This is a genomic window from Leifsonia psychrotolerans, from assembly GCF_013410665.1.
Classification (GTDB): Bacteria; Actinomycetota; Actinomycetes; order Actinomycetales; family Microbacteriaceae; genus Cryobacterium; species Cryobacterium psychrotolerans_A.
In genome coordinates this window covers 1,094,519-1,118,522 of sequence record NZ_JACCFM010000001.1, presented here as the reverse complement: position 1 = coordinate 1,118,522, position 24,004 = coordinate 1,094,519, and the positions used below count along the sequence as shown (strand labels likewise).

The window sequence follows — 24,004 nt, the reverse complement described above, 5'->3', positions numbered from 1 at the left end:
AGCAGAATCCACGAATGAGCCGCTCAGAACCTACTCCGCCCGCTGTGATCGCCGAACGTATCGAAGACGTCGATGTCTCCGATGAGATGCAAGGCTCGTTCCTCGAATACGCGTACTCGGTTATTTACTCGCGTGCCCTGCCCGACGCCCGCGACGGCCTCAAGCCCGTGCAGCGACGCATCCTCTACCAGATGGCAGAAATGGGGCTGCGCCCCGACAAAGGACACGTGAAGTCTGCTCGTGTCGTCGGCGAGGTGATGGGCAAGCTCCACCCGCACGGTGACACCGCAATCTACGACACGCTAGTGCGCATGGCGCAAGCGTTCACACTGCGTGTGCCGCTCATTGACGGGCACGGCAACTTCGGCTCGCTCGATGACGGCCCGGCTGCGTCCCGCTACACAGAAGCGCGCCTCGCGGCACCCGCCCTGGCCATGACCGAGAATCTCGACGAAGATGTCGTGAACTTCGTGCCCAACTACGATAACCAGCTCACCCAACCTGAGGTACTGCCGGCCGCCTATCCGAACTTGCTTGTGAACGGCGCCAGCGGCATCGCCGTCGGCATGGCCACGAACATGGCACCACACAACCTCATTGAGGTCGTCGGTGCCGCGCGCCATTTGCTTGCGCACCCTGATGCGAGCCTCGACGAGCTGATGGAGTTTGTTCCCGGACCAGACCTTCCAACCGGCGGCACCATTGTGGGCTTGTCTGGAATCAAGGATGCCTACGCGACAGGCCGCGGCAGTTTCAAGACGCGCGCTCGTGTCTCGATCGAGGCCATCTCGGCTCGCAAGACCGGGCTGGTCGTCACCGAGTTGCCCTACCTTGTTGGCCCCGAAAAGGTCATCGAAAAGATCAAAGAAGGCGTCAACTCGAAGAAGCTTTCAGGTATCTCCGATGTGACCGACCTCACCGACCGCATGAAGGGTCTGCGGCTCGTCATCGGCATCAAGACCGGGTTCAGCCCTGAAGCGGTCCTCGAGCAGCTCTACCGCTACACGCCCCTCGAGGATTCCTTCAACATCAACGCGGTCGCACTCGTCGACGGCGGCCCCCAGACCCTCGGCCTGCGCGAGCTGCTCGTCGTATACGTCGGTCACCGCATTGAAGTTGTGACCCGTCGAAGCGCCTACCGGCTCGCTCGCCGCAAGGAGCGCCTGCACCTGGTGCTCGGGCTTCTCATCGCCATCATCGACATTGATGAGGTCATTCAGGTCATCCGAACGAGCGACGACAGCGAACAGGCCCGCAAGCGCCTGATCGAGGTCTTTGAGCTCAGCCAGCTACAGTCCGAGTACATCCTCGAACTGCGCTTGCGCCGTCTGACCCGCTTCTCCCGCATTGAGCTTGAGTCCGAGCGTGACCAGCTCGAGGCGGAGATTGCCGCCCTCGAGAAACTTCTCAGCAGCAAGAAGGCCATCCGCACCCTCGTTTCCGACGAGCTCGCGGCGGTCGCCGAGAAATTCGGTACCCCCCGACGCACTCTGCTCACCGAGGCCAAGCCGAGCATTGCGGGTGCCGCTGCCAAGCGGGGTACTCCGGTGGTTCTGGAGGTGCAGGACGCCCCGACGCGTGTCTACGTGAGCGTCACGGGCCGCATTGCCCGGGTCGACGTCGCCGAAAGCAACGAAACCCTGCCCGACCGGGCCAGCCCGGTGAAGCGCCGCAGCAAGCATGATGCCGTGCTCTCGGTGCTTGACACGACAACTCGCGCCGAAATCGGGGCCGTGACCAACCTGGGTCGACTGATCCGGTTTACTCCGGTTGATCTGCCGCTGATGCCGTCCAGTTCGATCCAGCTGGCTGCCGGCGTGAAGGTCGGCGATTACCTGGCTCTGTCGAATAAGAGCGAGAAGGTGTTGGCGATCGTCTCGCTCGACTCCGAGCAGCCGATCGCCTTGGGCACGAAGCAGGGCGTCGTCAAGCGCCTCGCCCCGGGCGACTGGGCGAACAAGCCCGACTTCGAGATCATTGCGTTGAAGGCGAAAGACGAGGTTGTAGGAGCCGTCCAGGGCGGCGACGATGACGAGCTTGTCTTCGTGACCTCAGATGCACAGCTGCTTCGGTTCTCGGCTGGCGGCGTTCGCCCGCAGGGCCGGGCCGCAGGTGGCATGGCAGGCATCAAGCTTTCCGCTGACGCTGCGGTCATCGCCTTCACCAGTGTGTCACCAGCAGATGCCGAAACCGCAGTCGTCGCGACGGTTGCCATCGGGAGCCAGACTCTCCTCGGCGTTGACCCGGGTAGCGCCAAGGTGTCGGACTTCACCGAGTTCCCGGCCAAGGGCCGCGCGACGGGTGGTGTGCGTGCCCAGCGTTTCCTGAAGGGCGAAGACACCCTCGCGGTCGCCTGGGTCGGTGCTGCGCCGGCACACGCCGTCGCGTCTGATGGATCCCCGCGCACACTGCCGGAATCCGGTGCGCGCCGCGATGCTTCCGGCGTGATGCTCGATGCGGTCATTGGCGCCATCGGCGCGCAGATCAGCTAGGTCACGCGCCGGCGGACTACGGCTCGCGGCTAGACGTCGATCCGGTCACGCGAGAGGCCGTCGGCGCTGTCGATGATGAACTCTTTGCGGGGCGCCACATCGTTGCCCATGAGCAACTCAAACACGGCGCCAGCCGCTTCAGCATCGGAAACGCGAACTCGTCGCAGCGTGCGATGCGCTCGCTCCATTGTCGTCGTTGCAAGCTGATCGGCATCCATCTCGCCGAGACCCTTGTAGCGCTGGATCGGATCTTGATAGCGCTTGCCGGTGCGCTTCAATCCGGCCAGAACGCCCTGCAACTCGGCCTCCGAATAGGTGTAGATCGTCTCGTTCGGCTTTGACCCGGGGTTCATCACGACCACCCGGTGCAACGGCGGAACCGCTGCGAAAATACGGCCATCCTCGATCATCGGACGCATGTACCGGAAGAATAAAGTGAGCAGCAACGTGCGAATGTGTGCGCCATCCACATCGGCATCACTCATGATGATGATCTTGCCGTAGCGAGCAGCCGACAGGTCAAAACTGCGGCCAGAACCGGCACCGATCACTTGAATGATCGACGCGCACTCCAGGTTGCCGAGCATGTCAGCCACCGACGCCTTTTGGGTGTTCAAAATCTTGCCGCGGATCGGGAGCAGCGCCTGGTGTTCACTGTCTCGGGCCAACTTGGCCGTTCCCAGTGCGGAATCGCCTTCGACGATGAACAACTCGCTGGTAGCCACATCATTGCTGCGGCAGTCAACGAGCTTCGCCGGAAGCGACGAACTCTCAAGCGCATTCTTGCGCCGCTGGGTCTCTTTGTGGGCCCGAGCTGACAGCCGCGACTTCATTTCGGCGACAACTTTGTCGAGTACCAGGGCCGACTGGGCTTTATCGTCGCGCCTGGTCGACGCAAACCGCTCGCCGAGAGTCTTCGCGACGACGTTGGCCACGATGGCCCGTACCGCGGGAGTGCCCAGAACCTCTTTGGTCTGGCCCTCGAACTGAGGCTCGGGCAGGCGTACCGTCAGAACGGCGGTAAGGCCGGCCATGACATCATCCTTCTCGAGCTTGTCGGTACCCACCTTCAGCCGGCGTGCATTCTGTTCGACCTGTGCCCGCAGAAACTTGACCAATCCAGCATCAAAGCCGGCCTGGTGTGTTCCCCCCTTCGGAGTGGAGATGATGTTGACGAAGCTTCGCACGACAGTGTCGTAGCCCGTTCCCCAGCGCAGCGCTATGTCGACCTGGCACTCACGCGTGAGCTCTGTGGGGACCATCGCACCCGTGTCGCTGAGCACCGGAACGGTCTCGGCGAACGTGCCCTGGCCGGTCAGGCGCCAGGTGTCGGTGATCGGCGAATCAGGTGCCAGGTGATCGACGAACTCGGAGATTCCACCGTCGAATTTGAACGACTCATGGAGGGGCTCTTCGCTGCGCAGATCGTCAACTTCGATGGCCAACCCGGGAACGAGAAAGGCGGTCTGTCGGGCGCGGCCGAGCAGGTCTTCCGTCTGGAACGTTGCGCCCTTGGTGAAGATCTGCCGATCGGCCCAATACCGCACACGGGTTCCGGTCACACCGCGCTTCACCTTGCCGATGATGCGCAGTTCGCTGGTGTCTTGGAACGGGGTGAACAGAGCATCCGGGCTCTTCTCTCCCGTGTCCGTGAAAATACCGGGCTCGCCCCGATGGAAAGACATGGCGTACGTTTTGCCGTCGCGGTCCACTTCAACGTCGAGTCGCTCCGACAACGCGTTGACGACTGAGGCACCGACGCCATGCAGACCGCCAGATGCCGCGTAGGAGCCGCTGCCGAACTTGCCCCCGGCATGCAACTTGGTGAAGACCACCTCGACACCAGACAGGCCGGTCTTCGGTTCGATGTCGACAGGGATGCCGCGGGCGGTGTCACGCACCTCAACACTGGCGTCAGGATGCAGCACGATATCGATGCTCGTGCCGTGCCCGGCGAGAGCCTCGTCGACGGAGTTATCGATGACTTCCCACAGGCAGTGCATGAGGCCGCGTGAGTCGGTGGACCCGATGTACATGCCGGGACGTTTGCGGACTGCCTCGAGTCCTTCGAGAACAGAAAGGTGCCGGGCGGAATAGTCAGAACTCACAACTGTTAAGACTAGTGAACACAATTGAATTTACGGTTTCGACACTCGCCGCCCTCACTACGCGGTGAGCGAAATAGGAGCCACATGGCTCGTATCCGAGGTTCAGGCGTGTTTACATGGAGTATCAGGGTTTTACGCTTCACAACTGGAGGAGGAGAACATGTCCCAGATCGCCACCGAGAATGGTGCCGTCGACGCACAGGGAGCCCCCCACCAGCTCACCGCAGCAGACCGCTGCGACGCGTGTGGCGCGCAGGCTTACATTCGGGTCGTCGTCAACAACAGTGAGTTGCTGTTTTGCGCCCACCACGGCCGTAAGCACCAAGAGAAGCTGTCGGCCATCGCCGAAAGCTGGCACGACGAGTCGAGTCGGCTGTTGGAAGATCACCGGTCCTAAAACACGAACGCACCTCATGCCCCTGCACGACGATCGCAAGATCGTTCGAGCAGGGGCATTGTGCTTACTCCGTTTCGAGTGAAAGGCGCGATGCGATCTGATTGCGCGCGCCCTGTGCCATGGCATCGGCGAACGCCGCATCTGCGCCCCGCTGATACACCGCACCATGACGGGCCAGCATGACCGTGAGCAGGTGATCGGCGAATCCTGGGTTGCGAGCGAGCACCGGACCGTGCAGGTGAGTACCGAAGAACTCCCCCATGACAATTCCTTCGAATCCTGCGCCGTTCCCCGAGCCCGAGATCACGCGGCCCAGTGGTGAGCCTTCGGCACCGACATAGTCACGGGCATGATTCTCGAAGCCGATGAGCCTGCCGTACTTGGACGCGACAACAAGATCGTCGGTCACCCGCTCCGGGCGCGGGACGGCTCGGCCAGCAACCAGTCCGAGCCCCTCGATGACGGTGCTGTCGTGCTGCTCGATTCCCCAGCTGAGCAACTCCCAGCCTGTTCCAATAGCAAGAATCGGTACTCCCCCGGTCGACCAAACGCGGAATTCATTCGCAAGTGTGGCCAGGATGTCACGGGCAGCGACCAGATCGGTGTCGGAGCCCGAGCCGACGACGACGGCGTCAACGACGTCGGGCAGATCTGCCGCAGTGCGTACTTCGATGATGTTCGCGTCATACCCCGCCCACCGGACGCGGGTGGCGAGCACCCGCGCGTTGGCAGCATCACCATTGGTGCCAAGAAGCTCGGGCAGCAGGGACACGATCGTAAGCGGTGCGGTCATACCGGCTCCTCGGCATTCGAGGTGAGGCCGAGGTGAGTCCGGGTGCGACGCATCGAGTCGGCAGAGAAAACAATGGTCTTGAGTCCGTTTGGCGGATCATCAAGGAGGAGAAAGTCATCGAGCGCGCGGCCCAAATCGGGCTCCACCCGGTCGACCGCTACTCCGTCGTAGGCGAGTTGCAGGGCGATATCGAACGCCTTTGACCCCGAAGCGATTAGGACGTGTGCGAGTGGTGACGTGTCCACCGGCCAGAAGTAGGACGGGTCGCGTACATCAGAGCCGATCGCGATCATGATCTGCTCGGTGCCCGGTTCGAGGCTGTCGACATTGAGCTGAAAACTTGCAGGATTCTGCACCAGAACGAACTCCACCATGCGGCCGCGCACCGAAACGATTTCACCCCGCCCGAAAACGGGCGGAATCGACGAAATTGCCGCGAGAGCAACAACCGGATCAAACCGTTCACCGAGTGCGGCGCGCGCGGTAGCCAGGGCAGTCACGGCATCCACTGCATAGTGGGTGCCCCGAGCCGGAAGAGTGAACGCGTAACTGCGGCCGTCGACGTTCACCTCGGCGCGCAACCCGTCGACGCGGGTCAGCACAATGCCATCCGCAGCGGTCAGTCGCTCGGGCGCAGTCAGGCTGTAACCGAGTCCACGAGGATTCGCTGCGAGAACCTCGGCCGACACCCCATAGCGATCGATACGGGCGGGACCGGTGAGGCGCTCCCCCAGCCACACCAAATGCAGATCGTCACTATTCAGAACCACGGAATCGGTGGCTCTCACGGCGATCTTCGCCAGCATTGATGCGACCATATCCGAGTCATGGAACCGGTCGATCTGATCGACCATCACATTGGTGAGAGCCACAACACGCGGCTTCAGCGAGTCCGCGATGAGTGCGCCGTGGCCTTCATCCATCTCAAGTACTGCGATGTCGCCCTCGATGCGGCCGCGGAGGCTCACCTCTTCGAGAAGAGCAGACGTGAGCCCCTGGGTGATATTGGCGGTCGAGGGGTTGGTAAACACCGACACCCCGTGCGCGCGCACGGCCGCAACCAGCATCTTGGTCGTGGTCGACTTACCGCTCGACCCAGTGACGATAACGAGTCCGCCGGGGAAGCTGTTCAGCGTGCGGGTAAGGAATCCGGGCGCGATCGCGTTGACGACGACGCCCGGAATTGCCGAACCACCACCCGGTTTACGCCACCGGGCAAGCTTCCGTACGATTCTGCCGATGAGAATCGCCGGCGCATATCGCACCTGCAAGATCTACTCGAGGTAGTCGCGCAGCGACTGCGAACGCGACGGATGACGCAGCTTGGCCATCGTCTTCGACTCGATCTGGCGGATGCGCTCACGCGTCACACCGAATGTGTCACCGATCTGGTCCAGCGTCTTCGGCATGCCATCGCCCAGGCCGAAGCGCATGCGGATGACCCCGGCTTCGCGCTCGGACAACGAATCAAGCAAGCTCTCGAGCTGCTTCTGAAGCATTGTGAAGCCCACCGCGTCGGCAGGTACAACGGCTTCGGTGTCTTCAATCAGGTCACCGAATTCACTGTCACCATCTTCGCCGAGCGGGGTGTGCAGCGAGATGGGCTCACGCCCGTACTTCTGCACTTCGACAACCTTTTCAGGAGTCATGTCCAGTTCGCGGCTCAGCTCTTCGGGCGTTGGTTCGCGACCCAGATCCTGCAGCATCTGACGCTGCACTCGCGCGAGCTTATTGATGACCTCAACCATGTGAACCGGAATACGGATAGTACGGGCCTGGTCGGCCATGGCGCGTGTGATGGCCTGACGGATCCACCAGGTGGCATAGGTCGAGAACTTGAAGCCCTTGGTGTAATCGAACTTTTCGACTGCACGGATGAGACCCAGGTTGCCTTCCTGGATGAGGTCGAGGAACTGCATTCCGCGGCCAGTGTAGCGCTTGGCGAGCGAGACCACGAGGCGCAGGTTGGCGCCGAGCAGGTGGCTCTTCGCACGGGCGCCGTCTTTCGCGACCCACTGAAGTTCGCGTCCGAGAGAGCTCTTCTTCTCGGCGTCGGTCATGACCGACAGTTTGTCTTCAGCGAACAGGCCAGCCTCAATGCGCATGGCCAACTCGACTTCTTCGGCCGCATTCAGAAGGGCGACCTTACCGATCTGCTTCAGGTAGTCCTTGACCGGGTCAGCAGTGGCACCGGTGATGGCGCTTGAGTAGACCGGCACTTCGTCATCGTCGTCGACGAGAGAGAGCACGAGGGCGCCACTCGGAAGCGGTTCGGCCGGGGCCGGGCGCTTGGTGTCGTCGTCGTCATCGAAAGCATCATCGGCGACAGGCTCGGATGCTTCTTCCTCGGCTGCTTTGGCGCTTGCGCGCTTGCGCGGGGCTGCAGGTGCTTTTTTCACCGCCGCGGCCTTGGCCTTGGTAGCTGGAGCCCGCTTCTTGGGCGCCTCTACTACGGGCTCCGGGCTCTCTGTGGTGTCCGTCGCCTCTGACTTTGCGGGGATTGCCATTCGAATACCTCTCATGCTTGGTTATTGCACCGGCAAACCTGGCGATAGTGCCTTCGATCGGTGCGAAACCGGTCGATATTCGTCACGACGAACTGGATTTGGGCAGTACAAGGACCCATGTCAAGTCCGGACGCTGCAGTCAAGCAACGCACTCTTCGACGCAGAGGCCAAAGATTTCCGGAACCAGAACGGGTCCTGCCTCAATTATTGCACGGTTTGGGGAGGGAGCAAGCCACGGCACAGGTCAGTTGCTCTTGTGCCGTCGCCACTTCCTAGAGAGTGCAACCCAGATCGGAGCCACTTCTATTCCCTCGTCACGTGACATGCCCCGGCGCGTGCGCCGACGGGCCCGAAGAAGAAAGACGACCCCGACGCCGATGACCAGATATTGCACGGCGAAGGCCGTTCGAAACGAGCCGAGTTCGTAGAGGTCACTCCTCCCACCCGCGCTGATGCGCCATCCGTTCTGGAGGTCGAGAAAAACGCCGATCAGGTACATCGAAACGAAGCTTGCGGTGAATCCGCCCACGTTCACCACACCATTCGCCGCCCCCAAGCTGCGCTGAGGGTTGAATGTCCGGGCAAAATCGAAGCCAATCAGTGAGCCGGGACCACCGATACCCAACACCACAAGCAGCAGGGCGATCACCCCGATCGGCGGCGTTCCCGGCCACAGCAGCACCACGGCCCAGGCTGTTCCAATTGCCGCCACGATTCCGAGAACGATATTGCTGCGACGCAACGGATACCGCGCCGAAAGCAGCCCGAGAATCGGACCGAAGATGAGGCCGGCGCCCACGAGGATGGTCAGCATGGCCGCGGCGAGGTGCGGTTCATAGCCGAGCCCGTAGACCATGAACGGGAACCCCCAGAGCAGGCTGAAAACGGTGCCCGACGACTGGGTGACATAGTGCGACCAAAAACCCAACTGAGTGCCGGGCCGTTTGAAGCTGTGTCGAAGCTGAGCGATTGCCGCTGCCCAGGTCGCCGGCCGTGGATGGTCCTCACTGTGGGCCGGTCGATCACGAATCACGATAATCACGGCGATCAAAGCAATAACAGCCACAGATGCCGCGGACAGGAACGCAGGCGTCCAGCCCCACATACCCAGAATCCACGCGAGAGGAATCGCAGAAACCACTTGACCAAGCTGGCCGATATTCCCCATCCATTGGGACAGCTGGGGCACGATGCGCCCGGAAAACCACGAGCTGATCAGGCGAATAACGGAGATAAAGAGCATCGCATCACCGGCGCCGACGAGGATGCGTCCGATCACGGCGACCGAGATTGACGGGGCGAAGGCGAGCGACAACTGGCCCAGCACCATCAGGGAGGTGCCCGTCAGAATCAGAACACGGGGGCCGAAACGGTCGATGAGCACGCCAACGGGAATCTGCATTGCGGCGTACACGATGAGTTGAACGACGGCGAGACTCGACAGAACCGCGGCTGAGCCACCAAATCGCTCTGTGGCGGCTACCCCGGCAATACCCATCGACGTGCGCTGCAAGATCGCAGAGAGGTAGGCAAACGATCCGATTGAGAAGATAAGCCAGGATCGTCGGGAGTTCACTCCATCAAACCTAGCAAGGCGAAAGCAGGGGAACGAACCGGCGATCAGGCAGGCGAGTCGTCGTCTTTGGTTCGACGGATAGCGAGGAACTTCTCAAGCTCGGCCGCGATCTCGTCGGCTGAGGGAAGTTCGCCGTCCTCGTCGGTGAGTGGGGAACGCAGGGTGCTGCCCTCCATATATGAGTCGTAGCGCTGTTCAAGGGTGCCGACCAGTTTCGCGAGCTCAGGGTTCTCGCCGACCTGCTCGTTGATCCGGTTAAGGAACTCCCGGTTCTGCTCACGCAGATGATCGGTCGGAAAAATCAGTCCCGTCGCGGCGCTGGTGCTTTCCAGTGCGGACAGGGCCGCAGAGGGGAACTCGGTGTCAGCCAGGTAGTGCGGGACCAGCAGAATGTAGCCGACTGTCGATGCCCCGCTTTCCTGCAAACGGAACTCAAGCAAGTGCAGAACATTGGCCGGCACCTGTGTGTGCGGGCGCCACACCGACATGGTTTCGACCAGATCTGAGCGGGTGCCGCTCACCGTCACGCCAATGGGCCGCGTGTGCGGCACGGGCATCGGAATGGCATGAACCCAGGTGGTCGACACGACAGAGAAGCGTTCGACGAGCTGCACAAGCGCAGTGGTGAACTGCTCCCAACGAAAATCTGGCTCGAAGCCGGCAAGCAGAAGGAATTGCTGGCCGATCTCGTCACGTGCAAGGTAGAGCTTCAGGCTCGGGGCCTGGTAATCGGTGAGGTGATCCTCGTCGAAATAGATGATCGGACGGCGTGCGCGGTAGTCCAACAAGACATCGGTATCGAATGTTGCGATCACCGTGTGCTCAAGAGTGCCCAGCAGGTATTCGGTGAACTGCGACACCGCGCCACCGGCGTCGGCGAATCCGGTCAGGCCTGCGACCAGGTGCAGCCCATCAGGAACGACGGCAGATTCGTCGCTCAACTCGTAGAGGTCACCCGGATCACGCATGCGTCAACTCTAATCGGCCCCTTCCGCAGGAGGCGTCCCATTCAGCAAGGCCCCATCGTGCCCAGAGCGAACAGCGGCAGCGTGGATAGCATTGAGGAATGGCCATTCCTGCTTTGTCCTTGACCACCCTGCCGAGCCACGAATCGACAGCCGACGTGCTCGTCGTCGGATCCGCACAGACTCCGGACGGGCCCGTTCTCATCGCCGATGCGGCGTTCAGTGCGGTCGCCGAGTATTTCGAGGCCATCGGTGTTACCGGTGCTCGCGATGAGGTCGTGCGCCTTCCCGGTCTCCTGGGGGCTGCGAAAAGCATCGCGATTGTGGGCCTCGGCCCGGTAGCCGCCGCTCTCTCCCCCGATGCGCTGCGCCTGATGGCCGGTTCCGCGGTGCGCCAGTTGACCGGCATCGCTACCCTGGCCTTCGCTGTGCCCCTCGAAACTGACGAACAGAGTGATGCCGTGCTCGAAGGCGCAGCATTGGGTTCCTACTCATTTACGGCGTACCGTCACGACACGCTCGCCACCAGGCGATCGACGGCGACCCGAATCGACGTTCACACGCAGCAGGGCGATGCGACCGCTGTGGCTCGGGCGATCGTCATCGCCGAGGCCATGGCGCTCGTCAAAGACCTCGTGAACACGCCGCCCGTCGATCTGTTTCCACAATCGTTTGCTCAACGTACCGTTGACGCAGCGGCGGGACTACCTCTGAACGTCACGGTCTGGGACGAAAAGCGGCTTGCCGCAGACGGATTCGGTGGCATCCTGGGCGTTGGACAGGGCTCAACTCGCCCTCCACGTCTCGTCAAGGTGAGCTACTCCCCTGACGAAGCGACGAAACACCTCGCCCTGGTGGGAAAGGGCATCACCTTTGACAGCGGCGGGCTCTCCTTGAAGCCCGCCGGGTCAATGGTCGGTATGAAATACGACATGACGGGCGCAGCGACAGTACTGGCAGTGGTTCTGGCCGCCGCGAAACTCACTCTCCCCGTGCGAATCACGGCCTGGCTATGCATTGCCGAGAACCTGCCGTCGGGTTCGGCCACGCGGCCGGACGACGTGCTGCGGATGCGCGATGGTCGCACCGTTGAGGTTCTGAACACCGATGCGGAAGGACGCCTGGTGCTGGCCGACGGCCTCGTGGCTGCGAGCGAGGAGAACCCGGATGCCGTCATTGACGTCGCCACCCTCACCGGTGCGGCCACCGTGGCGCTGGGCACACGCTACTTCGCGGCGATGGGCGACACGACCCTGGTTCAGAGCGTTCTGGCCGCGAGCGAGGCCGTCGGCGAGCTGGCCTGGCCGATGCCTTTGCCCGGTGAACTTCGTGCCCTCTTGAACTCGGATATCGCAGATATCGCCAACGCGAAGATTGGGAACAAGGCGGGAGGCATGCTGTTGGCCGCGGTTTTCCTGCGCGAGTTCATCGGGACGAATGGCGATGGAGTCGAGGCCACGGCAATTCCGTGGGCCCACCTCGATATTGCCGGAAGCGCCCAAAACGAAGGCCGCGGTTGGGGCTTTACGAACCCCGGACCGACCGGTGTTTCGTTGCGCACACTGATCAGACTGGCCGAGGACTTTTCACGCCCGTAGTACAGTCATAGAGGCAAGAGTTGCTTGCCGCAGGACTCCGGCCCCCAGATCATGAATCTGCCGGCCGGTCGTAGCTGAATTCGTAATTCGCGAGGGAGTAGCTGGGTGTCGGAGCAGAATTTTGACATTGTCGTTCTCGGTGGTGGAAGCGGTGGATACGCAGCAGCATTGCGTGCGGTCCAGCTCGGTTTCACTGTTGGACTGATTGAGAAGGACAAACTCGGTGGCACCTGCTTGCACCGAGGGTGTATTCCGACCAAGGCACTGTTGCACTCGGCCGAGGTGGCCGACGTGAGCCGTGAATCGTCGAAGTACGGTGTGACCACGACATTCGGCGGCATCGACATGGCAGCGGTCACGTCCTACCGCGAAGGAATTGTCGCCAGCAAATTCAAGGGTCTGCAGGGCCTGATCAAGGCGCGCGGCATCACGGTCATCGAGGGTGAAGGTCGCCTGATCTCCCCCACGACCGTTCAGGTCGGTACCGACACCATTGTCGGCAAGAACGTCATTCTTGCCACCGGTTCGTACTCGCGCTCCCTGCCCGGGCTTGAGCTCGGCGGTCGTGTGCTCACCAGCGAGCAGGCACTTGAACTGAACTTCGTTCCGAAGAAGGTCGCCGTGCTGGGCGGCGGCGTGATCGGCGTCGAGTTCGCCAGCGTCTGGAAGTCATTCGGCGCTGACGTGACCATCATCGAGGCCCTCCCTCACCTGGTGCCGAACGAGGAAGAATCGATCTCGAAGCAGCTTGAGCGCGCCTTCCGCAAGCGTGGCATCGAATACTCACTCGGCGTGCGTTTCGCGAACGTCACCCAGAACGAGAGCGGCGTCGTCGTCACCCTCGAAGACGGCAAGACGATCGAAGCCGAAATTCTGCTTGTCGCTGTCGGCCGTGGACCCTCGACTGCTGGTCTCGGCTTCGAAGAAGTTGGCATCACCATGGATCGTGGCTTCGTGATCACCGATGAGCGCCTCGCCACGAATATCCCTGGCGTCTACGCGGTCGGCGACATCGTTCCCGGCCTGCAGCTGGCACACCGCGGCTTCCAGCAGGGGATCTTCGTTGCCGAGGAACTCGCCGGACTGAACCCGATCATCGTCGAAGACCTCAATATCCCCAAGGTCACCTACTGCGATCCTGAGGTTGCCTCTGTGGGTTACTCCGAGGCGAAGGCAGCCGAGAAATTTGGTGCCGACCAGGTCTCGAGCTACGAGTACAGCCTCGGTGGCAACGGGAAGAGCGCCATCATCGGTACGACCGGTTCGATCAAGGTCGTGCGCGTCAACGACGGCCCCGTGGTCGGTGTTCACATGATCGGCGCCCGCGTGGGTGAACTGATCGGAGAGGGCCAGCTCATTGTGAACTGGGAAGCGTACCCAGAAGACATCGCGCCCCTGATTCACGCCCACCCCACCCAGAACGAAGCGCTCGGCGAAGCATTCCTCGCTCTCGCCGGAAAGCCGCTTCACGCACTGTAGACCGACACGTTCGGTTGTATTTTTCCCCATCTCAAGACAGACAACTGGTTTCAAAGGAGACAAGCGCATGAGCGAATCCGTCAGCCTCCCGGCACTCGGCGAGAGTGTCACAGAGGGTACGGTTACCCGCTGGCTCAAGAACGTAGGCGACCGCGTGGAGGTCGACGAGCCACTGCTCGAAGTGTCGACCGACAAGGTGGACACGGAGATCCCCTCCCCCGTCGCCGGTGTGATTGAGGCAATTCTGGTTCAGGAAGACGAAACCGTTGAGGTCGGCACTGTGCTGGTCACTATCGGTGACGGCTCTGCTGCGGCGCCGGCACCGGTTGCGGAGGCGCCCGCTGCAGCTCCCGTTGCTGAGGCACCTGTTGCAGCTCCCGTTGCTGAGGCTCCCGCTGCAGCACCAATTGCTGCTCCGGTTGCCGCCCCCGCGCCCGTCGCGGCTCCCGTTGCTGCTCCAGCCCCGGCTGCCGCTCCCGCACCGGTCGCGGCTCCCGCACCGGTCGCGGCTCCGGTTGCCGCACCGGTGGCGGCTCCCGCACCGGCTGCAGCACCGACCAGCCGCGGATCCCACGCGGGAACCTCGGGGTACGTCACCCCGATCGTTCGTAAGCTCGCCAACGAAGCAGGTGTCGACCTGTCGACGGTTGTCGGAACGGGTGTCGGCGGACGCATCCGCAAGGAAGACATCGTTTCGGCCTCGTCGTCCTCGACCGTTGCGGCTCCGGCAGTTACCGTCTCGGCGCTGCGCGGAACCACGGTTCCAATGTCGCGTCTGCGCAAGGTCGTCGCTGAACGTGCCGTCATCTCGATGAACACGTCGGCGCAGTTGACGACCGTCGTCGAGGTCGATGTCACCCGCGTCGCGATACTTCGCGACAAGGTCAAGGGCGAATTCGTTGCCAAGACCGGCAACAAGCTCTCCTTCCTGCCATTCTTCGCATTGGCGGCTGCTGAGGCTCTCCAGGCCCACCCGATCATCAACGCCACGATCGACGGCGAATCGATCGTGTACCCGGCGCAGGAGAACATCAGCATCGCGGTCGAGACCGAACGTGGACTGCTGACGCCTGTCGTGCGTGACGCTGCCGGACTGGACATCACCGGCTTCGCGGCTCAGATCGCCGACCTGGCCGAGCGGACCCGCGAAAACAAGCTGAAGCCGGACGAGCTCTCGGGTGGGACATTCACGTTGACCAACACGGGTTCGCGCGGTGCCCTGTTCGACACGCCCGTTGTGTTCCTGCCGCAGAGCGCGATCCTGGGGACCGGAATCGTCTACAAGAAGCCTGTCGTGATCACCACTGACGGCCTCGACTCGATCGCCATCCGCTCGTGCGTCTACTTGGCACTGTCCTACGATCACCGCATCGTCGATGGAGCAGACGCCGCAGGTTTCCTCAGCACCATGAAGCGTCGCCTTGAGGCTGGTGCTTTTGAGGGCAACCTCGGCCTGTAGAACGGTTCTCGACCCTCAATAGTCGAAAATCTCGCGTAGTCGCCAACCGGCCTCGCCCCTGATGATCAGGAGCGAGGCCGGTTTGTTGTTGGTGGGCACCGCATCTGCGGCGGCCACCGCGATCAGCACGGCGTTGCCGGTGCGCTCAACCAGGCTCAGCGCTTCGGCATTGGGCTGTAGCAGCGGCACGCCCGCGGATGGCACGTTCGGGTTCGCCTCGTTCAGTTGTTTCATGCGAACGGTGTAGCTATCTGTTGCCAGCAGGCTGGATCCGGCCTGGTCGACCTGATCGAGGCACAGTACGGATGCCGCAGCCACGCACTCCGCCCGCCGACGAAGGAGCGCCACCGTCGCGGCCAACGGATCGTCGCCGGTGATGGCGGTGAGCGCGGCCGGATCCGGGGCGGGGATGATCGATGTGGTCGTCTTCTCCGGCTGGCGTGGGTTGGTTCGGGCGCCTGACCCGTCGACGGGACGCGACAAGCTGAAAAGGGCCGCGGCGGTAAGGGCCACTGTCAAGCCGGCCACGAAGATGATGCGCCGGCGCCCACGAAGTCGGCCATCAAGCCGGCCATGGCCCCACGTCGTTACGGCGCTCAGGGCGCGGGTGCAACGTTGACGGGCCAGAAACACCACGATCGAGCGGCGCGCCGGCGCGGCATGCGAAGCCTGATCGGCAACTCCGGTTGCTCCGGCAACTCCGGCAACTCCGGTGCCTCCGGCAACTCGAGCAGCAGTGCCCGCGACCATCTCTGGCACGGCGAGTGTTGCTGCGTCGCGAGGGGCACGACGGAGGGATCCCGCGGTATAGGGCTGAATCCGAACGGCCTCGGCCGCCGCCCACTCGAACAAACTCCGTTCGAGGACCTGCAGTCCTGATTCGAACGGCGTCGTGTGGCTGGCCATCTCGAAGCGCGCGGCGAGTGCCTCAGAGCGCCGTGACAGCGCATCATCGGGGCTGAGAGCGGCGAAGACCGTGCGGAGCAGTGCGACGAGTCTGTCGCAGTCGGCACGGATCGACACGGTGCGCGCCATCGCGTCAGCACCATGCGGTTCCGCCCGGCCGAGCCCCGCCAACACCGGGCGCCCCGCGATATCAAACAGGATGCCTGAAGGCCCCAACGCCGGCAGGCTGAAGCCGATCGCATGCATTTGTTCGAGGGCTTGCACCGCCCGAGCAAGGATGGTGACGGCTTCGCCCGGGCGGAGAGCCACCCCGCGGCTGAGGACTTGGGTGAGGGATCCGCCACCCAGATACTCGAGAACAACGCACACGCGGCCATCCGCCAGACGAGCCACATCGAGTACCGCGGCGGCAGTTCCGGGAGGAAGAGACGTGCGAATGCTCATCTCGCGTTCAATTCTGGCTCCGTCGGTGCCGGGTGAGAACAGCTTGAGCGCGACCGTGCGCGACGGTGGGTCGTGCACCGCAACCGGCGTGAGGGCGAAGCCGAGATGCACCTCGGCGTCACGGCTCACACCGAGTTTGCGCACAACCCGGTAGCCGGCGATGACGTTCATGGTGCCGGTCGCCTCGCCTCCACTGTGCGTCACCGGTGAGCTGGCCTCAGTTCTGATCATCGGGCTATGGTCCCGCGGGCGGCATGGTGACGTCGTGCGCACGCGAGAACCGGTGCACAGTTCGCTCAGGGCGGACCGGGAGAGGGAGCGGACCGAGTGCCGAATCGGTCACGAGGCATACCGTGACTCGATAGTCTTAGAGGCATGGCACGCAGCAAGGATAAGACTCCCCGCAAACCAAAAGAGCCCGGCCGCTTGAAGCAAATGTGGCAGGTCTTTCAGATGACGAGACGCTACGACTCGCGGATCACCCTGTACCTGGTGCTCGCGTTCATCCTGCCGATCGTTGTGACCGTCGCATTCGCCCTCCTCACCGCCCCGGGCAACGGTCTGACTCTGGCATTGTGGATCGTCGCCGGAGTACTCGCCGGAGTGCTCGCAATGCTCATCATTCTCGGGCGTCGCGCCGAGAAAGCGGCCTATTCACAGATCGAGGGTCAGCCCGGTGCCGTGGGAGCCGTGTTGCGCAGCTCCCTCAAGCGCGGCTGGGTGGGCAGTGAGATGCCCGTCGCCGTCAACGGCAAGACGCAGGATGCTGTCTATCGCGCCGTCGGGCGTGGTGGCGTTGTACTGATCAGCGAAGGCCCTCGCTCACGCACCGGACGCATGATCGACGATGAGCGTCGCAAGGTCGCCAAGGTGCTCGGCACTATTGCCGTCACGACGATCGCCGTCGGACCTGACTCGGATGCCGTGCCGCTGCACAAGCTGGCCCGTAAGCTCACCCGGATCAAGCCCACGCTGACCAAGGCCGAAGTGCTCGCGGTCAACAACCGCCTGAGTTCACTCGGCACGCAGCTGCCCATTCCGAAGGGCGTCGACCCGTTCAAGGCGCGCCCCCAACGCGGCCGCTAACTCTTGATTCATCGGCTCAGCGCACTGCTGAGCTCACGGCTCCATCGCCGGCATGCTTCTGTTCGCTACGCGCGAATCAGGACCGTGCCGGCGATTTTGTCATGAAAGCCGCGCTGATCTGAATCCCAGACCAGGGCCGGCACGACAATGCCGAGCAGGATCGAGCGCACGATCGGGCGCCAGAGGCCGACCCAGCCTCCGGCTAGAGCCACAACACGCATGCCGAGCATCCGTTGCCCAATACTGCCGCCGAGCGTCGGAATAAAGACGATCTGCATTCCGACGAAGATCAGGCTGATCGCGAGGGTGTCGTAGTTGAAGAAGAGCGCGGATGCTGCGGTGGCCAGAGCCCAGTCGATCGCCACTGCGGCGAGTCGGCGTCCGAGGCGGCCGACCGAGCGGGGGCCTGTCTGGGGCAAGCCGAGTCGTTCGCCCGGCCACTCGCTGGGGGGAAGCTGGCCGAACGAGACTGATTGTGAAGAAGAATGTGGCACCACCCGAGTCTACCGAGAGCCCGACTGCCCGAGATCCGACGTCACAGGACGTTCACGAACACGCCCTGTAACACGCATGAAACATTCGTGTCACGGACGGGAAATCACCGACCGGTAAAGTCGTAGATGGCCGCAGTGCGCGACTGAACCAGATCCACGCCGTTTGGAGTTAACCGCATGTTCCGCGATTCCTCAGAAGTGCTCACCTTCATCAAAGAGACCGATGTCAAGTTCCTCGACATCCGTTTCACCGATATGCCGGGTGTTCAGCAGCACTTCAACATTCCCGCGTCGACCGTCGACGAGGAGTTCTTCACCGTCGGCCAGATGTTCGACGGCTCATCCATCCGTGGGTTCGCGACGATCCACGAGTCGGACCTGCAGCTCATCCCCGATGTGACCACCGCGTACATCGACGCGTTCCGCGCCGAACGCACGCTCATCATGGTCTTCGACATCTACAACCCGCGCACCGGCGAGATCTACTCGAAAGACCCGCGTCAGGTTGCCAAGAAAGCCGAGAAGTACCTCGCCTCAACGGGTATCGCTGACACCGCGTTCTTCGCCCCCGAAGCGGAGTTCTACATTTTCGACGACGTGCGCTACGAGATCAACCAGCACACGAGCTTCTACTCGGTCGATTCCAGTGAAGGCGCCTGGAACTCGGGCAAGAAGGAAGAGGGCGGCAACCTTGCCAACAAGACCCCGTTCAAGGGTGGCTACTTTCCGGTCAGCCCCGTTGACCAGCACGCCGATCTGCGCGACGACATCTGCCTCAAGCTGATCGACGCCGGGCTCATCCTCGAGCGCAGCCACCACGAGGTCGGCACGGCCGGTCAGGGCGAGATCAACTACCGCTTCGACACCATGGTCGCCGCGGCTGACGACATCCTCAAGTTCAAGTACATCGTGAAGAACACGGCTCACGAGTGGGGCAAGACCGCCACCTTTATGCCGAAGCCGCTCTTCGGTGACAACGGATCGGGCATGCACACCCACCAGTCGCTCTGGGCCGACGGCAAGCCGTTGTTCTACGATGAGGCCGGCTATGGCGGACTTTCAGACATCGCCCGTTGGTACATCGGCGGCCTGCTCAAGCACGCCCCGGCTGTGCTCGCTTTCACCAACCCGAGCGTGAACTCGTTCCGTCGGTTGGTTCCGGGCTTCGAAGCTCCGGTCAACCTGGTCTATTCGGCAGGAAACCGCTCGGCCTGCATCCGTATTCCGATCACGGGCACAAACCCGAAGGCCAAGCGCATCGAGTTCCGTGTGCCGGATGGCGCCAGCAACCCCTACCTTGCCTTTGCGGCCCAGCTGATGGCCGGTCTCGACGGCATCAAGAACCGGATCGAGCCGCACGAACCTGTCGACAAGGACCTGTACGAGCTGCCGCCTGAAGAGGCCAAGAGCATTCCGCAGCTCCCCGCCTCACTCGACGCGGCTCTGGACGCTCTGGAGGCCGACCATGACTTCCTGCTCGCCGGCAACGTTTTCACGCCGGAGCTCATCGAAACCTGGATCGCCTACAAGCGTGAGCACGAGATCAAGCCGCTGGCTGCCCGCCCGCACCCGTTCGAATTCGAGCTGTACTACGGGGTCTAATCGACCGCAAAGTAATGGGGCCGCATCCTTTCGAGGATGCGGCCCCAGCGTCGTTAACGACGCAGCGGTGCGGTGAAGGGGCGAGTAGGGTGTCGGGTCCAACCCAATCCGATGAGGAGAAGCCGATGGCCGACGACTACGTGGCAACATCCAGCATCACAATTGCGGCACCACGGGAACGGGTATGGGACGTACTCACCGACCCCGACGCGATCAAAGAGTTCATGTTCGGCACTGATGTCGAGACGAGTTGAGCTGTCGGCGGCCCGATCGTTTGGCGCGGCACCTGGGAAGGCAAACCCTACGCGGATACGGGCGTGATCCTCGAGTTCGAACCGGGTCGAAGACTCGTGAATACTCACCACAGTCCGCTCAGTGGGCAACCTGATCTGCCGAATAGCCGGCACACACTGACCTGGACTCTCGACGGTGACGACGACACGACGCGCCTCACCTTGGCGCACGACAACAACCCCCGCCCGGCCGCCGCTCTGCACTCCCACGGCATGTGGGACAGCCTGGTCGCGAGTGTGAAATCGATCGCGGAACGCAGGTAGTACCTGGAGTAATCCTCGTGCCGCTGCCCCACGCATCCGCCGAGTGTCGCCGTTTGGGTCGAGTAGCCCTGTTGCGCCGGCGATTCTCGGCACAAACGGCGACTTTCGACGGGGATGCGCGCTCAGCTGGTGGTGGCCGCAGGCCGCTGGTACTTCGGCAGCCGGTCCGTTTCCAGCGCCCGATCGACCGTTCCGCGCGAGACGCCGACGAGCCGGCCGATCTCCCGCTTCGAGTGCTCGCCCGTCGAAAACAGTTGGCGTATCTTCGCCCAATCATCCATATTGATCACCTTCCATACTGGTCGGTGGCCCTGTTTTCAATCGGCGTTAATGGCCCTATTTTCGGTCGGCGTTAGCAAGTGCCGCGATTCGTCCGTTTTTGTCGCGTACGCCAGTACAATGCGACCGACGAGAGGAGCCTGTGGTTATTCTCGGCAGCACGCGGATGTCGTCGGTCGCGTCTGAGGGGTGGCCTGCGGGATCTCGAGCCGCGGGCTCGTCCCTCGCCTGCTCCTCAATCACCGAATTGGGGTTAGGCGGGGCCGTAGAACTCTCGCTCGAAGACCGCTCGGGCGCGCCGGGTGACAGCCAGATAGTCTTCGTCGAGGCGGTTCGCCGAGCCGGGCGGATACTCCATCACCCGCGCGATTCCTTCGAGCTGGGTTCGGTCGATCGGCAGCACATCCGAGCTTTTGTTGGTCCACAGGGTGATCGCCGACCGGGCTCGGGATGCGAACACCCACGCCGCGCGCAGGGTTGCGGCATCCGCCTCGCTCACCAAACCTGCGTCGCATGCCTCGCTCAACGCGTCGAGGGTCGATGTGGTGCGCAAGTCGGGAATTGCTGCCGCGTGCTGCAATTGTAGAAGTTGCACGAACCACTCGACGTCGCTGAGCGAGCCACGGCCGAGTTTCAGATGTCGGCTCGGGTCGGCCCCTTGCGGAAGCCGTTCGTTCTCAACACGAGCCTTGATGCGTTTCACCTCACGCACATCTTGCTCCGAAATCGCGGCCGGGTAACGCACGCTGTCGGCGACCGCCTCGAAGTCAGCGAGCAGGGCGCGCTCCCCCGCCACGCCACGCGCACGCAACAACGCCTGCGCTTCCCAGGTGAGCGACCAACGGCGGTAGTAGGCGGCATAGGAGTCGAGGGAACGCACGACGACGCCGTTCTTGCCCTCTGGTCGTAGGCCGATGTCGAGATCGAGCGGGAGCCTGCTGTCGTCGGTGAGACGACCGAGTTCACGGACGATGAACTTCGCGCGGTCATGCGCGGCTTCACCCTCAAGGCCGGCCGGCCGAAACACGTACATCACGTCGGCGTCCGAGCCAAAGCCGATCTCGGCTCCGCCGAATCGACCCATCGCGATCACACCAAATTCGATGCCATCGATCGCCGGATGCCGGTCGTCGAGCCCTGTACCACGAATGGCAGCGATCACCGCTTCAATGTGAGTCGCCATCACGGCAGAGAGACCGTGGGCGAGCTCTTCCTGGGTCGATCTGCCCAGCATCGCTGAGAAAGCCAAGCGCAACACTTCGCGGCGGCGGGCCGTGCGCAAGACACCGGCCGCGGCATCCGCGGCGGTGTGCCGGGCGAGCACGGAACGCGCCTCATCGCGGAGCACCGAGAGCGGACGGGGCCTGAGGTCGACTTCGTCTTCGAGCCACGCCACCGATTCGGGGATCGTCTCGAGAAGCTCACCGATGTAGCGCGAGCCCGAGAGCACGCGCGTGAGCCGCTCGGCCGCCCCCGACGAATCGCGGAGCATCCGAAGGAACCAATAGGTGGAGCCAAGGTCGTCGCTGAGCCGCCGGAAAGCGAGCAGCCCATAGTCGGGATCCGACCCCTCAGAGAACCACTGCAGCATCACGGGCAGCAAATGGCGTTGAATTGTCGCGCGTCGCGACACGCCTCCGGTCAGCGCGGCGATGTGAGCCAATGCTCCGGCGGTGTTCCGAAAGCCGATGGCGGCAAGTCGTGCCTCGGCCTGACCGCTCGTCAGGTTGAGGCCTTCAGCGGGCAGAGAGGCCACAGCCGACAGCAGCGGGCGATAAAACAACCGCTCGTGCAGCCCTCGCACCCGCTGCTTCGTCTCGGACCAGATCGCGGTTAGGCCTGCTGCGCTCGATGCCAGGCCCGTGGCCCGGGCCAGGATGCGCAGATCCTCGGGGTCACGCGGCAGCAGATGCGTGCGCCGAAGCCTGCGCAGCTGCAGGCGATGCTCCATCAACCGCAATACGCGGTAGTCGTGCGCGAACTCGTGAGCCTCAGCGCGACCGATGTAACTATTCTCGGCCAGGGCGGCAAGTGCGGGCAGCGTGCCGGGCTGGCGCACAGCCGGGTCGGACTGTCCGTGCACAAGTTGAAGAAGCTGCACGGTGAACTCGATGTCACGAAGACCGCCCGGACCCAACTTGAGTTGCACGTCGACCTCGTCGGCCGGAATGTTCGCCGTGACGCGTTCGCGCATCTGCTGCACCGATTCGACGAAATTGTCGCGACTTGCACTCGACCACACCTTGGGCGCAAGAGCATCAACATAGGCCTGGCCGAGAGTGCGGTCGCCCGCGAGCGGCCTGGCCTTCAGCAGCGCCTGGAACTCCCAACTCTTCGCCCAGCGCTCGTAATAGGCCCGGTGCGATTCGAGCGAGCGCACGAGTGCACCGTCCTTGCCCTCTGGGCGCAGATTCGCATCGACCTCCCACAGCTCGGGTTCGATCGTTGCCTCGTTGAGTCCGCGCATCATCAGCACGGCCAGGCGCGTCCCGATATCGACGGCGCGCCCGGTCGAGAGTTCGGCAGACTCATCGCCGTCTGCCACGAAGATCACGTCGACGTCGCTGACATAGTTGAGTTCGGCTGCGCCGGCCTTCCCCATTCCGATCACGGCAAAGCGGGTCGAGGCCACTTCGGCGCGGGGAAACACGCCGGGGCCGGCAACCGGGCCGGAAGCCATGGTGCGGGCCACCGCCAGCGACCCCTCCAGAGCTGCCGCCGCCAGATTGGCTAGCGCAGTCGCAATCTCATCGACACCGCCGGCAGGATCGAGCTGTTCGAGATCGTACGCGGCCAATTCAGCCAACCGACTCCGGTAACGCACGCGCAGGGCGACCCAGCCCTGCTCCTCGACGAGAGACGCGAAGCCGTCGACCGCGCCGACCGAATCAAGCAGATCGTTGCGATACTCAGCGGCATCCGGAATATGGGTGCACGCTCGAGCCAAAACGGCGAGTTCGTCGGGATGGCGCAGGAAGAACTCCGCAATGCCGGAAGAGGCACCGAGTACGAGGAGGAGACGCTGAGCCGAGGAGGGGGACCGCACAAGTGCGAGAACCTCTGCCGGCGCCTGTCGCAGGAGGTCGAGAAGTGCGCCAAGCGCGGCATCCGGGCTCGCCGTCTTCGCCAACAGGGCGAGGAGCTCGGTCGCCTCGGGGGCGCCGAGCTCCTGTGCCTCGGTCAGCCGGGCTCGCGCCGCGCCGAGTTCATCGAAACCGACGCGGGCAAGCTCGGTGAGGTTTAGCGGGGCACGTGCCATGGG

The 24,004-nt window shown here is 63.0% G+C and carries 19 protein-coding genes; 9 read left to right on the top strand and 10 right to left on the bottom strand.

Going from position 1 to position 24,004, the window contains the following annotated elements; translation table 11 throughout:
- Positions 1 to 14 precede the first annotated feature (14 nt).
- Complete coding sequence (locus HNR05_RS05220; protein WP_179578062.1) at positions 15 to 2,492, top strand: DNA gyrase/topoisomerase IV subunit A; 2,478 nt, start codon at positions 15 to 17, stop codon at positions 2,490 to 2,492.
- Between the two features lie 29 nt (positions 2,493 to 2,521).
- Here the strand turns inward: HNR05_RS05220 and HNR05_RS05215 are convergent, their stop codons facing one another.
- Positions 2,522 to 4,600, bottom strand: coding sequence for a DNA gyrase subunit B (locus HNR05_RS05215; protein ID WP_179578061.1), 2,079 nt, complete (start codon positions 4,598 to 4,600; stop codon positions 2,522 to 2,524).
- A gap of 160 nt (positions 4,601 to 4,760) precedes the next feature.
- On the opposite strand from HNR05_RS05215, the gene HNR05_RS05210 reads away from it, so the two are divergent.
- Positions 4,761 to 4,997, top strand: a complete 237-nt coding sequence (locus HNR05_RS05210; protein ID WP_179578060.1) for a DUF7455 domain-containing protein — start codon at positions 4,761 to 4,763, stop codon at positions 4,995 to 4,997.
- 64 nt (positions 4,998 to 5,061) lie between these two features.
- Here the strand turns inward: HNR05_RS05210 and HNR05_RS05205 are convergent, their stop codons facing one another.
- The 5 genes from HNR05_RS05205 to HNR05_RS05185 form a co-directional block, all read right to left on the bottom strand.
- On the bottom strand, positions 5,062 to 5,790 hold the full coding sequence (locus HNR05_RS05205) for a type 1 glutamine amidotransferase (protein ID WP_179578059.1): 729 nt from the start codon (positions 5,788 to 5,790) through the stop codon (positions 5,062 to 5,064).
- Positions 5,787 to 7,055 (bottom strand): MurT ligase domain-containing protein, encoded by a 1,269-nt coding sequence (locus HNR05_RS05200; RefSeq protein ID WP_179578058.1) that lies wholly within the window; start codon positions 7,053 to 7,055, stop codon positions 5,787 to 5,789. Before HNR05_RS05200 ends, HNR05_RS05205 begins: the two co-directional genes overlap by 4 nt.
- A gap of 9 nt (positions 7,056 to 7,064) precedes the next feature.
- On the bottom strand, positions 7,065 to 8,297 hold the full coding sequence (locus HNR05_RS05195) for an RNA polymerase sigma factor (protein ID WP_179578057.1): 1,233 nt from the start codon (positions 8,295 to 8,297) through the stop codon (positions 7,065 to 7,067).
- 244 nt (positions 8,298 to 8,541) lie between these two features.
- Positions 8,542 to 9,873 carry an MFS transporter gene (locus tag HNR05_RS05190; RefSeq protein ID WP_179578056.1) on the bottom strand — a complete coding sequence of 444 codons (1,332 nt, stop codon included), beginning with the start codon at positions 9,871 to 9,873 and terminating at the stop codon, positions 8,542 to 8,544.
- A 44-nt stretch (positions 9,874 to 9,917) separates the two neighbouring features.
- Positions 9,918 to 10,841, bottom strand: coding sequence for a proteasome assembly chaperone family protein (locus HNR05_RS05185; protein ID WP_179578055.1), 924 nt, complete (start codon positions 10,839 to 10,841; stop codon positions 9,918 to 9,920).
- Positions 10,842 to 10,939: 98 nt separating this feature from the next.
- Between HNR05_RS05185 and HNR05_RS05180 the strand changes: the two genes are divergently transcribed.
- The 3 genes from HNR05_RS05180 to HNR05_RS05170 all read left to right on the top strand — a co-directional run bounded on the left by HNR05_RS05180 (position 10,940) and on the right by HNR05_RS05170 (position 15,374).
- A complete protein-coding gene (locus HNR05_RS05180) occupies positions 10,940 to 12,436 on the top strand; it encodes a leucyl aminopeptidase (protein ID WP_179578054.1) in 1,497 nt (498 codons plus the stop codon).
- Between the two features lie 105 nt (positions 12,437 to 12,541).
- Positions 12,542 to 13,915, top strand: a complete 1,374-nt coding sequence (lpdA, locus tag HNR05_RS05175; protein WP_179578053.1) for a dihydrolipoyl dehydrogenase — start codon at positions 12,542 to 12,544, stop codon at positions 13,913 to 13,915.
- 67 nt (positions 13,916 to 13,982) lie between these two features.
- The gene (locus tag HNR05_RS05170; protein WP_179578052.1) at positions 13,983 to 15,374 is read left to right on the top strand and encodes a 2-oxo acid dehydrogenase subunit E2; all 1,392 of its coding nucleotides are present in this window, start codon (positions 13,983 to 13,985) and stop codon (positions 15,372 to 15,374) included.
- A gap of 15 nt (positions 15,375 to 15,389) precedes the next feature.
- Here the strand turns inward: HNR05_RS05170 and HNR05_RS05165 are convergent, their stop codons facing one another.
- Positions 15,390 to 16,955, bottom strand: coding sequence for a serine/threonine-protein kinase (locus HNR05_RS05165; RefSeq protein ID WP_179578051.1), 1,566 nt, complete (start codon positions 16,953 to 16,955; stop codon positions 15,390 to 15,392).
- 144 nt (positions 16,956 to 17,099) lie between these two features.
- Here HNR05_RS05165 and HNR05_RS05160 point away from each other — a divergent pair, with 144 nt between their 5' ends.
- A complete protein-coding gene (locus tag HNR05_RS05160) occupies positions 17,100 to 17,810 on the top strand; it encodes a DUF4191 domain-containing protein (protein WP_179578050.1) in 711 nt (236 codons plus the stop codon).
- 65 nt (positions 17,811 to 17,875) lie between these two features.
- On the opposite strand, the gene HNR05_RS05155 is transcribed toward HNR05_RS05160, so the two are convergent.
- Positions 17,876 to 18,304, bottom strand: coding sequence for an RDD family protein (locus tag HNR05_RS05155; RefSeq protein ID WP_425485074.1), 429 nt, complete (start codon positions 18,302 to 18,304; stop codon positions 17,876 to 17,878).
- Between the two features lie 177 nt (positions 18,305 to 18,481).
- Here HNR05_RS05155 and glnA point away from each other — a divergent pair, with 177 nt between their 5' ends.
- The 3 genes from glnA (at position 18,482) to HNR05_RS17505 (ending at position 20,463) form a co-directional block, all read left to right on the top strand.
- A complete protein-coding gene (gene glnA, locus HNR05_RS05150; protein ID WP_179578048.1) occupies positions 18,482 to 19,906 on the top strand; it encodes a type I glutamate--ammonia ligase in 1,425 nt (474 codons plus the stop codon).
- Positions 19,907 to 20,031: 125 nt separating this feature from the next.
- Entirely contained in the window at positions 20,032 to 20,160 is a 129-nt protein-coding gene (locus HNR05_RS17510) for an SRPBCC domain-containing protein (protein WP_246318353.1), read from the top strand.
- A gap of 15 nt (positions 20,161 to 20,175) precedes the next feature.
- Positions 20,176 to 20,463 carry an SRPBCC domain-containing protein gene (locus HNR05_RS17505; RefSeq protein ID WP_343062678.1) on the top strand — a complete coding sequence of 96 codons (288 nt, stop codon included), beginning with the start codon at positions 20,176 to 20,178 and terminating at the stop codon, positions 20,461 to 20,463.
- Positions 20,464 to 20,585: 122 nt separating this feature from the next.
- Here the strand turns inward: HNR05_RS17505 and HNR05_RS05140 are convergent, their stop codons facing one another.
- Positions 20,586 to 20,744, bottom strand: a complete 159-nt coding sequence (locus tag HNR05_RS05140) for a hypothetical protein (RefSeq protein ID WP_179578047.1) — start codon at positions 20,742 to 20,744, stop codon at positions 20,586 to 20,588.
- A gap of 251 nt (positions 20,745 to 20,995) precedes the next feature.
- Positions 20,996 to 24,001, bottom strand: a complete 3,006-nt coding sequence (locus HNR05_RS05135) for a bifunctional [glutamine synthetase] adenylyltransferase/[glutamine synthetase]-adenylyl-L-tyrosine phosphorylase (protein WP_179578046.1) — start codon at positions 23,999 to 24,001, stop codon at positions 20,996 to 20,998.
- Positions 24,002 to 24,004 lie beyond the last annotated feature (3 nt).

Excerpts from the sequence above, each read along its gene's own strand:
- HNR05_RS05220 (WP_179578062.1), top strand. The coding sequence starts at position 15 with ATGAGCCGCTCAGAACCTACTCCGCCCGCTGTGATCGCCGAACGTATC.
- HNR05_RS05205 (WP_179578059.1), bottom strand. The coding sequence starts at position 5,790 with ATGACCGCACCGCTTACGATCGTGTCCCTGCTGCCCGAGCTTCTTGGC.
- HNR05_RS17510 (WP_246318353.1), top strand. The coding sequence starts at position 20,032 with ATGGCCGACGACTACGTGGCAACATCCAGCATCACAATTGCGGCACCA.
- HNR05_RS05170 (WP_179578052.1), top strand. The coding sequence starts at position 13,983 with ATGAGCGAATCCGTCAGCCTCCCGGCACTCGGCGAGAGTGTCACAGAG.
- HNR05_RS05165 (WP_179578051.1), bottom strand. The coding sequence starts at position 16,955 with ATGATCAGAACTGAGGCCAGCTCACCGGTGACGCACAGTGGAGGCGAG.
- HNR05_RS05140 (WP_179578047.1), bottom strand. The coding sequence starts at position 20,744 with ATGGATGATTGGGCGAAGATACGCCAACTGTTTTCGACGGGCGAGCAC.
- HNR05_RS05180 (WP_179578054.1), top strand. The coding sequence starts at position 10,940 with ATGGCCATTCCTGCTTTGTCCTTGACCACCCTGCCGAGCCACGAATCG.
- HNR05_RS05210 (WP_179578060.1), top strand. The coding sequence starts at position 4,761 with ATGTCCCAGATCGCCACCGAGAATGGTGCCGTCGACGCACAGGGAGCC.
- HNR05_RS05160 (WP_179578050.1), top strand. The coding sequence starts at position 17,100 with ATGGCACGCAGCAAGGATAAGACTCCCCGCAAACCAAAAGAGCCCGGC.
- glnA (WP_179578048.1), top strand. The coding sequence starts at position 18,482 with ATGTTCCGCGATTCCTCAGAAGTGCTCACCTTCATCAAAGAGACCGAT.
- HNR05_RS05185 (WP_179578055.1), bottom strand. The coding sequence starts at position 10,841 with ATGCGTGATCCGGGTGACCTCTACGAGTTGAGCGACGAATCTGCCGTC.
- HNR05_RS05195 (WP_179578057.1), bottom strand. The coding sequence starts at position 8,297 with ATGGCAATCCCCGCAAAGTCAGAGGCGACGGACACCACAGAGAGCCCG.
- HNR05_RS05135 (WP_179578046.1), bottom strand. The coding sequence starts at position 24,001 with ATGGCACGTGCCCCGCTAAACCTCACCGAGCTTGCCCGCGTCGGTTTC.